The 15,143-nt window shown below is 63.0% G+C and carries 14 protein-coding genes and 3 tRNA genes; 2 read left to right on the top strand and 15 right to left on the bottom strand.

Annotated features, from left to right (window positions below):
* Nucleotides 1-4 precede the first annotated feature (4 nt).
* From leuB to fdxA, 11 genes are all read right to left on the bottom strand, one after another.
* Nucleotides 5-1,057: a 3-isopropylmalate dehydrogenase gene (gene leuB, locus GO615_RS00735; protein WP_169125120.1), complete on the bottom strand. Its 1,053-nt coding sequence runs from the start codon at nt 1,055-1,057 to the stop codon at nt 5-7.
* A gap of 34 nt (nt 1,058-1,091) precedes the next feature.
* The gene (gene leuD, locus GO615_RS00730) at nt 1,092-1,730 is read right to left on the bottom strand and encodes a 3-isopropylmalate dehydratase small subunit (protein ID WP_169125119.1); all 639 of its coding nucleotides are present in this window, start codon (nt 1,728-1,730) and stop codon (nt 1,092-1,094) included.
* Between the two features lie 75 nt (nt 1,731-1,805).
* Nucleotides 1,806-3,215 carry a 3-isopropylmalate dehydratase large subunit gene (gene leuC / locus GO615_RS00725; RefSeq protein ID WP_169125118.1) on the bottom strand — a complete coding sequence of 470 codons (1,410 nt, stop codon included), beginning with the start codon at nt 3,213-3,215 and terminating at the stop codon, nt 1,806-1,808.
* 79 nt (nt 3,216-3,294) lie between these two features.
* Entirely contained in the window at nt 3,295-4,110 is an 816-nt protein-coding gene (locus tag GO615_RS00720; RefSeq protein WP_169125117.1) for a M48 family metallopeptidase, read from the bottom strand.
* Nucleotides 4,107-5,270 (bottom strand): MFS transporter, encoded by a 1,164-nt coding sequence (locus GO615_RS00715; RefSeq protein ID WP_169125197.1) that lies wholly within the window; start codon nt 5,268-5,270, stop codon nt 4,107-4,109. Before GO615_RS00715 ends, GO615_RS00720 begins: the two co-directional genes overlap by 4 nt.
* Nucleotides 5,271-5,344: 74 nt before the next feature.
* On the bottom strand, nt 5,345-6,478 hold the full coding sequence (gene aroC / locus GO615_RS00710; RefSeq protein WP_169125116.1) for a chorismate synthase: 1,134 nt from the start codon (nt 6,476-6,478) through the stop codon (nt 5,345-5,347).
* A gap of 98 nt (nt 6,479-6,576) precedes the next feature.
* Entirely contained in the window at nt 6,577-6,891 is a 315-nt protein-coding gene (ilvN, locus tag GO615_RS00705; protein WP_169125115.1) for an acetolactate synthase small subunit, read from the bottom strand.
* Nucleotides 6,892-6,893: 2 nt separating this feature from the next.
* Nucleotides 6,894-8,561, bottom strand: coding sequence for an acetolactate synthase large subunit (gene ilvB, locus GO615_RS00700; protein ID WP_169125114.1), 1,668 nt, complete (start codon nt 8,559-8,561; stop codon nt 6,894-6,896).
* Nucleotides 8,562-8,827: 266 nt separating this feature from the next.
* Nucleotides 8,828-10,495, bottom strand: a complete 1,668-nt coding sequence (locus GO615_RS00695) for a long-chain-fatty-acid--CoA ligase (protein ID WP_169125196.1) — start codon at nt 10,493-10,495, stop codon at nt 8,828-8,830.
* A 202-nt stretch (nt 10,496-10,697) separates the two neighbouring features.
* Complete coding sequence (locus GO615_RS00690; protein ID WP_169125113.1) at nt 10,698-11,150, bottom strand: CBS domain-containing protein; 453 nt, start codon at nt 11,148-11,150, stop codon at nt 10,698-10,700.
* Between the two features lie 123 nt (nt 11,151-11,273).
* Nucleotides 11,274-11,597, bottom strand: coding sequence for a ferredoxin FdxA (gene fdxA / locus GO615_RS00685; RefSeq protein ID WP_169125112.1), 324 nt, complete (start codon nt 11,595-11,597; stop codon nt 11,274-11,276).
* 276 nt (nt 11,598-11,873) lie between these two features.
* On the opposite strand from fdxA, the gene trxA reads away from it, so the two are divergent.
* Together trxA and rho are read left to right on the top strand one after the other, a co-directional pair.
* Nucleotides 11,874-12,200 carry a thioredoxin TrxA gene (trxA, locus tag GO615_RS00680; protein ID WP_169125111.1) on the top strand — a complete coding sequence of 109 codons (327 nt, stop codon included), beginning with the start codon at nt 11,874-11,876 and terminating at the stop codon, nt 12,198-12,200.
* A 136-nt stretch (nt 12,201-12,336) separates the two neighbouring features.
* Nucleotides 12,337-13,596: a transcription termination factor Rho gene (rho, locus tag GO615_RS00675; RefSeq protein ID WP_169125110.1), complete on the top strand. Its 1,260-nt coding sequence runs from the start codon at nt 12,337-12,339 to the stop codon at nt 13,594-13,596.
* A gap of 89 nt (nt 13,597-13,685) precedes the next feature.
* On the opposite strand, the gene GO615_RS00670 is transcribed toward rho, so the two are convergent.
* The 4 genes from GO615_RS00670 to GO615_RS00655 all read right to left on the bottom strand — a co-directional run bounded on the left by GO615_RS00670 (nt 13,686) and on the right by GO615_RS00655 (nt 15,058).
* Nucleotides 13,686-14,537: a 3-hydroxybutyryl-CoA dehydrogenase gene (locus GO615_RS00670; RefSeq protein WP_169125109.1), complete on the bottom strand. Its 852-nt coding sequence runs from the start codon at nt 14,535-14,537 to the stop codon at nt 13,686-13,688.
* Between the two features lie 211 nt (nt 14,538-14,748).
* Nucleotides 14,749-14,825, bottom strand: a tRNA-Asp gene (locus GO615_RS00665).
* 63 nt (nt 14,826-14,888) lie between these two features.
* Nucleotides 14,889-14,964, bottom strand: a tRNA-Glu gene (locus tag GO615_RS00660).
* A gap of 18 nt (nt 14,965-14,982) precedes the next feature.
* Nucleotides 14,983-15,058, bottom strand: a tRNA-Ala gene (locus GO615_RS00655).
* Between the last annotated feature and the right edge of the window lie 85 nt (nt 15,059-15,143).

The raw sequence follows: 15,143 nt of genomic DNA, 5'->3' as shown, positions 1-15,143 counted from the left end.
AATCTCAGAGCGCAGCCAGAACTGCATCGCCCATCTGCTTCGTGCCCACCTTCGTCGTACCCGGCTCATAGATGTCGCCGGTGCGATACCCCTGAGCGAGCACCTTCTTCACGGCCGTCTCGACGCGGGCAGCGGCGGCCTCGTTATTGAACGTATAGCGCAGCATCATCGCCGCCGAAAGGATGGTCGCGAGCGGGTTCGCGACGCCCTTGCCGGCGATGTCGGGGGCGGAGCCGTGCGACGGCTCGTAGAGGCCCTTATTGTTCGCGTCGAGCGAGGCCGACGGCAACATCCCGATCGAGCCGGTCAGCATCGAGGCCTCATCCGACAGGATGTCCCCGAACATGTTGCCCGTGACCATCACGTCGAACTGCTTGGGTGCACGGACGAGCTGCATCGCGGCGTTGTCGACCAGCATGTGGGTGAGCTCGACATCCGGATATTCCGGCGCAAGTTCGGTCATCACGTCGCGCCACAGCTGCGTCGTTTCCAGCACGTTCATCTTGTCGACCGAGCACAGGCGCTTGTTGCGCTTGCGGGCGGCCTCGAAGGCGACGCGGCCTATGCGACGGATCTCGGACTCGGTGTAGTGCATTGTGTTGAAGCCGTAGCGCTCGCCGTCACGATTCTCGATGCCGCGCGGCTGGCCGAAATAGATATCGCCGGTCAGTTCGCGCACGATCAGGATGTCCAGGCCGGACACGACCTCGGGTTTGAGCGTGGAAGCATTCGCGAGCTCGGGGTAGAGGATCGCCGGACGCAGGTTGGCGAACAGCCCGAGATCCTTGCGGATGCCCAGCAGGCCACGCTCGGGGCGCTGTTCGCGCGGCAGGCTGTCCCACTTCGGGCCACCGACCGCACCGAGCAGCACGGCGTCGGCTTCGCGCGCGAGCTTGCGCGTCGCTTCCGGATACGGGTCGCCGGTTGCATCGACCGCGGCGCCGCCCAGCAGTCCCTCTTCGAGTTCGAACTTCAGGTCCAGCGCCTGAATCACGCGAACGGCTTCAGCCATGATTTCCGGACCGATCCCGTCGCCCGGCAGAACGCAAATCTTCATCAGCAGTTTTCTCCTGGTGCCCTCGCAGCGCTGCTCAGGCGAAATAATAGGGGTGATCGGCGCGGCGCTTTTCCTCGAAAGCGCGGATCTTGTCGGCGTGGCGCAGCGTCAGGCCGATGTCGTCCCAGCCGTTGAGCAGGCATTCCTTGCGGAACGGATCCACATCGAAGCTGATGCGGGCTCCGTCCGGACGGGTGATCGTCTGCGCCGCCAGATCGACGACCAGGCGATATCCCTCGGCCGCCTCGCATTGACGGAAGAGCTCGTCAACCTGCGCCGACGGTAACACAATGGGCAGCACGCCGTTCTTGAAGCAGTTGTTGAAGAAGATGTCGGCGAAGCTCGTGCCGATCAGCACGCGAAAGCCGTAATCCTCCAGCGCCCACGGCGCATGTTCGCGCGAACTGCCGCAGCCGAAGTTGTCACGGGTGAGCAGGATCTGCGCGCCCTGGTAGCGCGCCTTGTTCAGCACGAAGTCCGGATTCTGCGGACGGCCGCTGCAATCCTGCCCCGGTTCGCCGTGATCGAGGTAACGCCATTCGTCGAAGAGGTTCGGGCCGAAGCCGCTGCGCTTGATCGACTTCAGGAACTGCTTGGGGATGATCGCGTCGGTGTCGACATTCGCACGATCGAGCGGCACGGCCAGCGCGTCGAGTGTGGTAAACGGTTTCATTCTTTCACTACCCTCTGGATGGCTCGGCCATCCCTGTCAATATCGGTCGTCGGCGCATCGTCGCGCCAGCTGCGTTCAGGCCAGTTCGCGGACATCCACGAAGCGTCCGGTGACGGCCGCAGCAGCGGCCATCGCGGGACTGACGAGATGGGTGCGTCCGCCCGCCCCCTGCCGCCCCTCGAAATTGCGGTTCGAGGTCGAGGCGCAGTGCTCGCCGGGCTCGAGACGGTCGGCGTTCATCGCGAGACACATCGAGCATCCCGGCTCACGCCACTCGAAGCCGGCGTCGATGAAGACCTTGTCGAGGCCTTCCGCCTCGGCCTCGCGCTTCACCAGCCCCGATCCGGGAACGACCAGCACACGCTTGACGCTCGCCGCCTTCTTGCGGCCCTTGGCGACCGCGGCGGCTTCGCGCAGGTCTTCGATGCGCGAGTTGGTGCACGAGCCGATGAACACCTGATCCACGGGAATTTCGCTGATCGGCGTGTTCGGGGCGAGCCCCATGTACTTGAGGGCGCGCTCGACGCCTTCGCGCTTGACCGGATCGGCGATCTTCGCCGGATCGGGCACGCGGCCGGCCACCGTCTCGACCATCTCGGGAGAGGTCCCCCAGGTGACCTGCGGCAGGATCTCGGCAGCGTCGAGTTCGACGACGCGATCGAAACGCGCCCCCTCATCTGACTTCAGGGTGCGCCAATACGCCACGGCCTTGTCCCACAGTTCGCCCTTGGGCGCGAAGGGCTTGTCACGCAGGTAGGTGATGGTGTTGTCGTCGACGCCGACCAGGCCCGCACGCGCACCCGCCTCGATCGCCATGTTGCACAGGGTCATGCGCCCTTCCATCGTCAGCGCGCGGATCGCGCTGCCGCCGAACTCGATCGCGTACCCCGTACCGCCGGCCGTGCCGATACGGCCGATCACGGCAAGGGCGATGTCCTTGGCGTACACCCCACGCCCGAGTTGCCCCTCGACCTTCACGAGCATGGTCTTGGACTTCTTCTGCAGCAGGCACTGCGTCGCCATTACGTGCTCGACCTCGGACGTGCCGATGCCGTGCGCGAGACAGGCGAACGCGCCATGCGTGGAGGTATGCGAGTCGCCACAAACCACCGTCATGCCGGGCAACGTGACGCCGTTTTCCGGCCCGATCACGTGCACGATGCCCTGGCGCGCGTCCTTGAACGGGAAATAGGCCAGCGCGCCAACTTCGCGGATGTTGGCGTCCAGTGTCTCGACCTGTTGGCGCGAGACCGGATCCACGATACCCCGCTCCCAGTGATCGGTCGGCGTATTGTGATCGGCGGTCGCAACGATCGAGCTCACGCGCCACGGCTTGCGCCCGGCGAGCTTGAGCCCTTCGAAAGCCTGCGGGCTGGTTACCTCGTGTACCAGGTGGCGGTCGATGTAAATCAGTGCAGTGCCGTCGGCCTCTTCATGGACGACGTGACTGGACCACAACTTTTCGTACAGCGTCTGGGCTTCCATCCGATATATCCCGCGGAAAGACAAGGAAAAGATTTTGATTATTTCACACGCGTCGCCGACTGGATAGGCAGCGAGCCGCTCAGCGGCGCGCCTGCTCGTAGAGCGGCATCACCCGCTGGGCGTACTCGCCCAGATCCCTGCGCCGACTATCGTGCCCGGGGTGAGTCGAAAGCCACTGTGGCGGGCCGCCGTTCGAGCGCGCCCCCATCTTGTCCCAGAGGCTGATGGCCGCTCGCGGGTCGTAGCCTGCGCGCGCCGCAAGCTCGACGCCGATGCGATCGGCCTCGGTTTCGTGCAGCCGCGAATTCGGCAGTTCGAAGGTCACCTTGCCGACCATGCCCATCAGATCCGTTCCGAGCTGGCCCACCCCCAGGATCGCACCGGCAACGGAAGCCCCGACGCTCGTCACCATTGCCTTGGAAATCTGCTCGCGCGAATGCTCCCGCAGGGCATGCGCGATCTCATGGCCCATCACGGCGGCAAGTTCATCATCGGTGAGTTTCAGCTGCTCGATGAGACCGGAGTAGACTGCCATCTTGCCTCCCGCCATGCACCAGGCGTTGAGCTCATCGGAGCGGATCACATTGACCTCCCACTGCCATTGCAGAGCATCGCGCCGGAACGCCACGGTCTGCGGGATCAGGCGATTGGAAATCGCGCGCACGCGCGCGAGCTGCGCCGGGTCGCGATTGAGCACGCCCTTCTGGCGCGCCTCCCCGATCACCTGCTGGTACTGCTTGCCGGACGCCTGCTCCACCTCGGCCGCCGACACCATCATCATCTGGCCGCGATCGACGCCCACCGCACCGCCCCCGGTCGTCTGCACGGTCTGACAGGCAGACACGAGCCAGGCTGCCGCGGCAACCCCGACCATCTTCGCAAATCGACTCTTCATCCGATCCCTCCTTCCGCCTTCGACCCGGCTCCGCTGCGCCAGCCGAGCACCAGCCACGCAAGGCCCGCCAGCGCGAACAGCGACCCCAGAGTATAGGTCCACGCCGCCCCCACCGATTCCCACGTATAGCCGCTCACCAGCCCACCGAGCATCCCGCCCGCACCGAACGAAATACTGCCGTAGAGGGCCTGTCCACGCGATTGCAGCCTGCCCCGGAACCATTGATTCACTGCCGCGATCGCTGCCGAATGGTAAGCCCCGAACGTTGCTCCGTGCAGCAGCTGGGCAAACACCAGCACGGCAAACGAGCCCACGCCCCAGCCTATCGCCACGAATCGCACAACTGCGCAGGCAAACGCAAAGATCAGGATTGCACGCATCGAATATCGGCGCAGCACCCGCGGCATGAACATGAAGACGACAATCTCCGCGACCACGCCAAGCGACCACATCCAGCCGACGACCGACTTGTCGTAGCCGTGCTCGACGAGGAAGATCGAATAAAACACATACAAGGCGCCGTGCGCCGCCGACATCAGGAAGCAGGCAACCAGGAGCGCCCGCACCTCCGGACGCCGCAGCGTCTCATGCAGGCTCGCGCTTTCCCGATGGGCAAGCGGTCTCGCCGCTTCGGGCAACACCGCCGCGCTCAAGGCGATCGCCGCGAGGATCGCGGCGGTGATCCACAACACCGAATCGAGCGGGAGGAAGTCGAGCAGGTAACCCAGCCCGAGCACCGCCGCGATGAATCCGACGGACCCCCACACACGGATGCTTCCGTAACGCCCCGCCTGGTCGCCCAGATGGGCGAACGTCAGACTTTCGACCAGAGGCAGGGCGGCGCTCCAGAAAAACGCCATCAAGGCCATCGCCAGGAACAGGCCTTCGAAACGCGTCGTGAAGAAAAAGACGCTGAAGCCGACAAGACTCGCCCAGGCAGACAAGCGGATGATCGTGAGCCGCCGGCCTAGATGCTCGGCCAGCCAACCCCACATACCCGGAGCAAGCACGCGCATGACCTGCATCAGGGACATCAGCAGCGCGATGTCGGTCGCCGACAGCGCGATCGACTGCAGGTACAGCGTGAAATAAGGCGAAAAGGCGCCGACGAACGCGAAATAGGAAAAGTAGTAGGCAGAGAGCCGCCAGTATGGAACCACTGCGACGCCTGGCTGCAATTCAGGCTCTCACGCCCCGACGACCGGCGACGGCACGCGACGAAAAACCGGCCCGCTCACGCGCGCGGCGGCGGGACACGCTGCACGCCCTGCGGCGCCAGCCGTGCAATCCGGGGCGTGTCGGTCATCACGTCGCCGCATTGCGCGCGGTGGCGCAACGCATGATCCATCACCACGATTGCGAGCATCGCCTCGGCGATCGGTGTTGCCCGGATGCCGACACAGGGGTCGTGACGCCCGTGCGTGTTCACGATCACGGGCTTGCCCTGCTTGTCGATCGAGCGGCGATCGAGGCGGATGCTGGAGGTGGGTTTGACCGCCATGCTCACGATGATGTCCTGGCCGCTGGAAATTCCGCCGAGCACACCGCCCGCGTTATTCGTCAGGTACCCCTCGGGCGTCATCTCGTCCGAGTGTTCCGTGCCGTGCTGCGTCACGCACTCGAAACCGGCACCGATCTCCACCCCCTTGACCGCGTTGATGCCCATCATCGCGTACGCAATGTCGGCATCGAGCCGGTCATAGACGGGCTCCCCCCACCCCACCGGGACACCCGTCGCGACAACGTCGATACGCGCACCGATCGAATCCCCGGACTTGCGCAACTCGTCCATGTAGGCCTCGAGCTGCGGAACGATTCCCGCGTTGGGCGCGAAGAAGGGGTTGCGCGAAACCTCGTCCCAGCTCTCGAAGGGAATCGGGATGGGGCCGAGCTGCGACATGAAGCCGCGGATCACGATGCCGTAGCGCTCCTTCAACCACTTCCGCGCGATCGCGCCAGCCGCCACCCGCACCGCTGTCTCGCGCGCGGAGGAGCGCCCGCCGCCGCGATAGTCGCGAATCCCGTATTTCTGCCAGTATTCGTAGTCGGCATGCCCCGGACGGAAAGTCTCGGAGATATTGCCGTAGTCACGCGATCGCTGGTCCTGGTTGCGGATCAGGAGCGCGATCGGCGTACCGGTCGTCACCCCCTCGAACACACCCGACAGGATCTCCACCTCGTCCGGCTCGCGGCGCTGGGTAACGTGACGCGAAGTGCCCGGCTTGCGACGGTCGAGCTCCACCTGGATCTCTTGCGCCGATATCGGCAGCCCCGGCGGGCACCCATCCACAACGCATCCGATCGCCGGGCCGTGGGACTCACCGAAGGAGGTGACACAAAAGAGTTTGCCTAGGGCGTTGCCGGACATCGCAATCTCGACCAGAACGTGAATCGGAAGGAGCTGTGCAGTTTAACACAGCGTCAGCCAGCCCCTTCCGGGCGACCGGGCCCGCGCCCGGCCCTGGGTCAATCGAAGAACTTCTCGAGACGCTCGAATACCTCGTGCTCGGCACCGTGACGACGCACCGACAGCACATCGACCAGCTTCTCCACCTGCAGCACCATCTGCTCGAGCCGCTGATCCTCGAACACCAGCAGCCAGATGCGGCTGCGACTCGTATCCGACATCGGCATGCACAGGATGCCCTCGACGTTGAACGCCCTGCGCGCAAACAGGTTGCAGATGTGACTCATCACGCCGGGATGGTTGTTGACCTCCAACTCCAGGACCACCTTGGCGAAACCTTGATGCTGCAAGGGCTCGGCGACTTGTTCGATCATGTTCAACCTCCGATCATTTCAGTATTTGCAGCACCCGGCGGCACCATCGGGTACACGAATTCCTCGCGGCTGATCGACGCATGGATCAGGCACGGCCCACGGCTTTGCAGCGCCTGCGCGAGCACCGCACGCGGGTTCGGCGAACTGTCCAGATCGACCGCCGCAATTCCGAAGCCTTCGGCGATCTTGAGGAAGTCAGGTTCGCCGCGATACTTCGAGGCAAACACGCGTTTGCCGTAGAACAGGCTCTGCTGCTGGTACACCAGACCGAGCGAGTTGTTGTTCATCAGCACGATCTTGACGTTCAGCCCCTCCTCGGCGAGCGTCGCGAGCTCCTGGATGTTCATCTTGAAGCTGCCATCGCCGGTGAAGCACACCACGGTACGATCGGGCTCCGCCAGCGCGGCGCCGATCGCGGCCGGCACCCCGAAACCCATCGTCCCGAGGCCGCCCGACGTCAACCACTGGCGCGGCCGTCTGAACGGATATGCCTGGGCGACCCACATCTGATGCTGCCCCACGTCCGTAGCAATGACGGCCTCGTCATCAAGCGCGGCGGCAACGGCATGCACCAGCCCGTAGTGCGTGCGCGGATCGTCGCACCCCGGCATCGCCATCGGGAAACGCGACTTCAGACTGTCCACGTGCGCCAGCCAGCGCTTGCGCAGGCTTTGCTTCACACGCGGCAGCAGGGCCTCCAGAACGGTCGACACATCGCCGTTGATCGCCACGTGAGCGGTCTTGATTTTATGCAACTCGGCGGGGTCGATGTCGATATGGATGATCCGCGCATTGGGACAGAACTGCGCCGCCTTGCCGATCGCACGATCGTCGAAACGCGCCCCCACGCAGATCAGCAGATCCGACTCCTCGAGAATGAAATTCGTATAGCGCGCGGCATGCATACCGAGCATGCCGATGGACAAGGGGTGATCGACCGGCATCGTGCCCAACGCCATCAGCGTCATCGTCGTCGGCAGCCCCGCCTGCTCGGCCAGCGTCACAGCCAGCCGCGAGGCCCCCGAATGCACCACGCCCCCGCCGAGGTACAACACCGGACGCTCGGCCTCGTCGATCATCTTCGCCGCCGACTCGATCGCCGCCATGTCCAGCGTCGGCGCCGGATCCGGCACTGCCGGCTCGGGATAGGCCTCGAAACTCACCAACTGATTCTGCACATCCTTCGGAACGTCGACGAGTACCGGCCCGGGACGACCCGACATCGCGATCCGGAATGCCTGCGGGACAACCTCCAGCAACTCCGCGGCGGAGCGGACGAGGAAGTTGTGCTTGGTGATCGGCACGGTCATGCCGTAGATATCGACTTCCTGGAACGCATCGGTGCCGATCATCGAAAGCGGCACCTGGCCCGTAATCGCGACCATCGGAATCGAATCGAGGCGAGCGTCCGCGATCGCCGTCACCAGGTTCGTGGCACCCGGCCCACTCGACGCGAAACACACCTCGGGACGTCCGGACACCCGCGCCATGCCTTGCGCGATGAAACCCGCCCCCTGCTCGTGACGAGCGAGCACGTGGCGTATGACGTCGCTACCCGACAAGGCGTCGTACAAGGGCAGGATCGCTCCCCCCGGGATTCCTGCAACGGTACGAATACCCTGCCGTTCAAGCAGGCGCACGATCAACTCGGCGCCAGTCATCTGCATCATCTTGCGCTCCTTCGGTTTGGTGTCGGGCATCAAGACCGGCGGCGCAAAAAACAAAACCCCCGCCGGGCTTGCGCGCCGGCGGGGGTTGGAATCTGTTGCTTGCTTCTGCCCTTACCCTCGAGACGCGCGACCGCCTACGCCTACTACTACGCGTACGGACAGGGCTACTACGACGAGGGCGCGAACCAGATTGGTCATCGGGACAAAAATAAACTGTTAGCGAACGAATCTAAACACACGGGCGCATGAAACACAAGCAGAAACCCTCACGCCTGCCCGTCCCGCAACAGGCGACGCAGGATCTTGCCGACATTCGTCTTCGGCAACTCCTCGCGAAACTCCACCAGGTGCGGCACCTTGTATGCCGTCAGGTTCGTCCGGCAATGCGCGATGACGTCCTCCTTCGTCAGGCCCGGATCCTTGCGCACCACGAACACCTTCACCGCCTCGCCGGTCCGCTCGTCGGGAACACCCACCGCCGCCACCTCGAGCACCCCCGGATGACTCGCGATGACGTCCTCGACCTCGTTCGGGAAAACATTGAAGCCGGACACGAGAATCATGTCCTTCTTGCGATCGACGATGCGGACGAAACCACGCTCGTCGATCGTCGCCACATCGCCGGTACGCAGGAAACCGTCCGCGGTGAAGGCATTGGCCGTCTCCTCCGGCCGCTGCCAGTATCCGCGCGTAACTTGCGGGCCGCGGACGCAGAGCTCACCGGGCTGCCCCAGCGGCACCTCCTCGCCGCTGTCGCCGCGGATGCTGACCTCGGTGGACGAAACCGGCAGGCCGATGGAGTGGTTGAACTGCGGCAAGTCGAGCGGATTGATCGTCACCGCCGGTGACGTCTCCGTCAGGCCGTATGCCTCCACGAGCGGCCGACCGGTCACGCGCCGCCACTTCTCCGCCACCGCCTGCTGCACGGCCATCCCGCCGCCCAGCGTGATGTGCAGGGACGAAAAATCCAGCTTGCTGAAATCCTCGTTGTTCAAAAGCGCGTTGAACAGCGTGTTCACACCGGTGATCGCTGTAAATCGATACTTCGCCAACTCCTTGACGAACCCCGGAATATCCCGCGGATTGGTGATCAGCACGTTCAACGCGCCGACCCTGAAAAACGTCAGGCAATTCGCCGTCAGGGAGAAGATGTGATATAGCGGCAGGGCCGTGATGATGATCTCACCCTCCTTGCGCAGGTAAGGCTTGATCCACGCATGCGCCTGCTGCAGGTTCGCGACGATGTTGCCGTGCGTCAGGACGGCCCCCTTCGCCACGCCTGTCGTGCCACCGGTGTACTGGAGATAGGCGATGTCGTCTTGACCGATCGCCACCGCCTGCAGCAGATGTCTTCCGCCCGCGGCCAAGGCGCCAGAAAATCGCACGGAACCGGGGATATTCCACGATGGCACCAACTTCTTGACATGGCGCACGACGAAATCGACCAGCATGTTCTTGGGGAAGCCGAGAAGCTCCCCGAGACTGGTCACCACCACATTGCGCACCTTTAAGCGCTGCAGTACATCCTCGAGCGTGCGCGCAAAATTCTCCACGATGACGATCGTGTCCGCCCCCGAATCCCGAAGTTGATGTTCGAGCTCCCGCGCCGTGTAGAGCGGGTTGACGTTCACGACCGTATAGCCGGCACGCAAGGCACCGAACATCGCAATCGGGTACTGCAGGAGATTGGGCATCATCAGCGCCACCCGCGAACCGCGCGGCAGCTTCAACTCGCCCTGCAGGTAACCCGCAAACTGCGCCGACAGCCGGTCCAGCTCCGCGTACGTGATGGTCTTTCCCATATTCACGTAGGCGGGACGATCGGCGAACTGACGCACGCCCTGAGAAAAGACGTCGGCAAGCGACGAAAACTCGTTTACGTCGATTTCCGCCGGGATCCCGGGGGGATAGCTCTTCAGCCAGATCTTTTCCACAGCACTCCTCCAACAGTTGGAATTGGCGCCGGACCAGCGACTTCCGGCGGAGCCCTCCCGAGGCATCACCGGCAACACCATGTCGGCGCGACCGGCTTCCAGCTGCATGCCTCCGTCTCGACGGACGAAGGTCGTCTTGTGCCTTGCCCCTCGCACCTCTCGACGCGAGGATGGAACCGCGGCAGGCCTCGCCTGCCCTGACTCAGGCCTCTTCGCCCGGCTCCTGCGGCCAGTTCCGGATGTAATTCTTGAGCATGCGGTTCTCGAAGCTCTGCTCTTCGAGCACCCCCTTCGCCACATCGTGGAAAGAAACGACCCCGAGCAGCGTCGTGCCGTCCATCACGGGCAGATAGCGCTGACGATGCTCCACCATGAGACGCCGCAGCTCGTCCATTTCCATGTTCGGCGACGCGGCGATCGGACCCGACAACATTGCCTGTTCGATCGTCATTGCCCCCCATTCGGCGCCGCCCTTATGCACCGCCCGCAATACTTCGCGGAAGGTCAGCATGCCGACCATGTGGCCGTGAGAAAAGACCACGAGCGAACCGACGTCCTGCTCGGTCATGATCTCGACCGCCTCGGCAAGGCTCTTGTTGGGCGCTATGGTGTAGAGCACCTTGCCCTTGATCGCAAGAATCTCGCTCACCAGCATGCCAATCCCCTTTCCAAATTCATATCAACTTACCCAAGTGCATCATATTGCATAGCACCGATCAGGAAAAGACCGCGTCCACGCACAATCGCGCCACCGCCCGACGCCTCGCGCGTGCCGGACTCAGCGCTTCAGCTCGCCCAGCTTGTCCTTCCGTGCTGCCCATTCGTCGGCATCCGACAAAGGGTCCTTGCGCTCGACGATCGGCTTCCATTCCTTGGCGAGCTCTGCATTCAGTGCGATGAACTGGCGCTGCCCTTCGGGCACGTCGTCCTCGGCGTAAATCGCCTCGACCGGACATTCAGCCACACAGAGGGTGCAATCGATACATTCGGTCGGATCGATCACGAGAAAATTCGCCCCCTCGCGGAAACAGTCCACGGGGCACACATCCACACAGTCTGTGTACTTGCAGCGGATGCAGGCTTCTGTCACTACGTAGGCCATCGTCTTTGACTCCAGTTGATCAGGCCGGCACGCACCGCCCCGGGCGCGCCTGCTTTTCCGACAATATAGCCGAGACCTTCTCCGTTTTGTCACAGGGACGGGCAAACGCCGACCGCACAAGCGGCAAAAAAGGGCGAAACGCTTGACGGGCGGGACGGCTTGGCATAACTTTTCCCGACACTCTGAAGTGGCGGGCCTCCCCCCGCCATTCTCCCCGAGGGCCGTACCGGCCCGACTCCCAATCCGAAAGACAGCAAGACCTTGATGCGAGGAATCATGAGCGAGCACATCCATTACGTCACCGACGGCAACTTTGAAGCCGAGGTGCTCCAGGCACAAACCCCGGTGCTGGTCGATTACTGGGCCGAATGGTGCGGTCCGTGCAAAATGATCGCGCCGATCCTCGACGACATCGCTAAGGAATATGCGGGCAAGCTCAAGGTCGCGAAACTGAACATCGACGAGAATCAGGAAACCCCGGCCAAGTTCGGTATTCGCGGCATCCCGACGCTGATGCTGTTCAAGGGCGGCAATGTCGAAGCCACCAAAGTCGGCGCACTGTCCAAGTCGCAACTCACCGCCTTCATTGACAGCAATATCTGACCAGGGCTAAAGTCCAGCCCTGCCTGCGCGGCGCCCCCGCTCAAGAAGCCGGCCTTCCGGCGCCGCAGCAGCATCTTCTCCCGCAGCATCCCCCTCATCGGTTTCATCCATCTGCGCCCCGTCGCGCCCCTTCGCCATGCAATTATCGGAGCTCAAGTCCCTCCACGTCAGCCAGCTGCTGGAGATGGCCATCGAAAACGAAATCGATGGCGCCAACCGCTTGCGCAAGCAGGAACTGGTCTTTGCCCTGCTCAAGAACCGCGCCAAGAAAGGGGAACCCATATACGGTGACGGGGCGCTCGAAGTGCTTCCCGACGGCTTCGGCTTCCTGCGCTCGCCGGACATCTCCTACTTGGCCGGCACCGACGACATCTACGTCTCGCCGTCGCAGATCCGCCGCTTCAACCTGCACACCGGCGACACCATCGAGGGCGAGATCCGCACCCCGAAGGACGGCGAACGCTACTTCGCCCTCGTCAAACTCGACAAGATCAACGGCGAGCCGCCCGAGAACTGCAAGCACAAGATCCTGTTCGAGAACCTCACCCCCCTCCACCCCAACGAGTGCCTGAAGCTTGAGCGCGACATTCGCGGCGAGGAGAACATCACCAGCCGCATCATCGACATGATCGCGCCGATCGGCAAGGGACAGCGGGGTCTGCTGGTGGCGCCGCCGAAGAGCGGCAAGACCGTGATGCTGCAGCACATTGCCCACGCCATCTCGGCCAATCACCCTGACGTCGCCCTCATCGTCCTTCTCATCGACGAACGTCCCGAAGAAGTCACCGAAATGCAGCGCTCGGTCAAAGGCGAGGTGGTGGCGTCCACTTTCGACGAACCCGCTTCGCGCCACGTGCAGGTCGCCGAGATGGTCATCGAAAAGGCCAAACGACTCACGGAACACAAGAAGGACGTCGTCATCCTGCTCGATTCCCTCACGCGGCTCGCGCGGGCGTACAACACCGTGGTACCGGCCTCCGGCAAGGTCCTGACCGGCGGCGTGGATGCCAACGCCCTGCAGAAGCCCAAGCGTTTCTTCGGCGCAGCACGGAATATCGAGGAAGGCGGCTCGCTGACCATCATCGCGACGGCCCTGATCGACACTGGAAGCCGCATGGACGAAGTGATCTATGAGGAATTCAAGGGCACCGGCAACATGGAGTTGCATCTCGATCGCCGCATGGCGGAGAAACGCGTGTATCCCGCCATCAATGTCAACCGCTCGGGGACTCGCCGCGAGGAGTTGCTGATGAAGGCGGACGTGCTGCAAAAAGTGTGGGTGTTGCGCAAGCTGCTGTACGGCATGGATGACATCGACGCGATGGAATTCCTGATGGACAAGGTCAAGGCGACCAAGAGCAACGCGGAGTTCTTCGACGCGATGCGGCGCGGCTGATCCGGACGCCCCGGACATGGAAACGCCACCTTGTCGGTGGCGTTTTTGTTTTGTGCGCAGCAAAATGAGGCCCGCAAGCCTCGACAGGCTTACTTGTACTCGTAGAATCCCTTGCCTGACTTGCGGCCGAGATAGCCCGCCTCGACCATCTCGACGAGCAGGGGCGCCGGACGGTACTTCGGGTCCTTGAAGCCCTCGAACAGCACCTGCATCACTGCCAATTCGACATCGAGGCCGATCATGTCGGCGAGGGCCAGGGGCCCGATCGGGTGATTGCATCCGAGCTTCATCGCCTCGTCGATCTCGGCGGCCGTCGCAAGCCCTTCTCCAAGCGCAAAGATCGCCTCGTTGATCATCGGGCAAAGCAGTCGATTGACGACAAAACCCGGGCTGTTGCGCACTTGGACGGGCGTCTTGCCGATCGCCTGCGCGACCGCCTCGACCGCGGCATAGGTCGCGTCGGACGTCTGCAGGCCGCGAATCAGCTCGACGAGCGCCATCATTGGCACCGGATTGAAGAAGTGCATGCCGACAACCTTGTCGGCGCGCTTTGTCGACGCAGCGAGCTTGGTAATCGAAATCGAGGAGGTGTTCGACGCCAGAACCGCGTCCGCCTTCACCATCGCATCAAGCTGCGCGAAGATCTTCAGCTTCAGTTCGAGATTCTCGGTTGCCGCTTCGATCACCAGATCACAATCCGCGAGAGCTCCCACGTCGCTGGCCGTGGCGACGCGCGCAAGCGCCTCCGCCTTCTGTTCGGCGGTCATCTTTTCCTTCTTGATCAGGCGATCGAGGCTCGCCGTCAGGGTGGCCATGCCACGCTGCACCGCCGCCTTGGCAACATCCATCATCACCACGTCGAACCCGGCCACCGCAAAGGCCTGCGTAATGCCGTTACCCATCGTGCCGGCGCCTACGACGCCGATCTTCTTCAGACTCATCGTTTCCCGCTCCCTTGGTAAGCAACGCTCCGGCCCATCTGCGGCCGACACCATACCGATGCGTATGGAACTATAACGCATTGTCGGGACGGGAACCAGCGCGCGGTCGCGACGGCTCGATACCCGACACACCTGGGCCATGGCGACAAGCGGAGAAAGGGAGGAGAAAAGGCAAAAAAAATGGGAGCCCGAAGGCTCCCATTTCATATGTTGGCGGAGTGGACGGGGCTCGAACCCGCGACCCCCGGCGTGACAGGCCGGTATTCTAACCAACTGAACTACCACTCCGCGCTGACCAGTTGCCGGCAACTTTTCCGGCTGCAACTCGTCTTCTCGACGCCTTGCATTATATGGCGTCCCCACGGGGATTCGAACCCCGGTTATCGCCGTGAAAGGGCGGTGTCCTAGGCCTCTAGACGATGGGGACAACGTCTTTGTGCTTCATTGGTGGAGGTAAGCGGGATCGAACCGCTGACCTCTTGCATGCCATGCAAGCGCTCTCCCAGCTGAGCTATACCCCCAACAGAGCTGCGCATTCTAGCTTCTGGCGCTACCAACCGCAAGCACTTTAAAACTTACTGCTACTTCACCCGGGCATATTGCCCG

Source organism: Aromatoleum evansii (assembly GCF_012910805.1).
GTDB classification, from domain to species: Bacteria; Pseudomonadota; Gammaproteobacteria; order Burkholderiales; family Rhodocyclaceae; genus Aromatoleum; species Aromatoleum evansii.
Note: the sequence above shows the minus strand (reverse complement) of the source record. Positions and strands in the feature narration are given on the sequence as shown.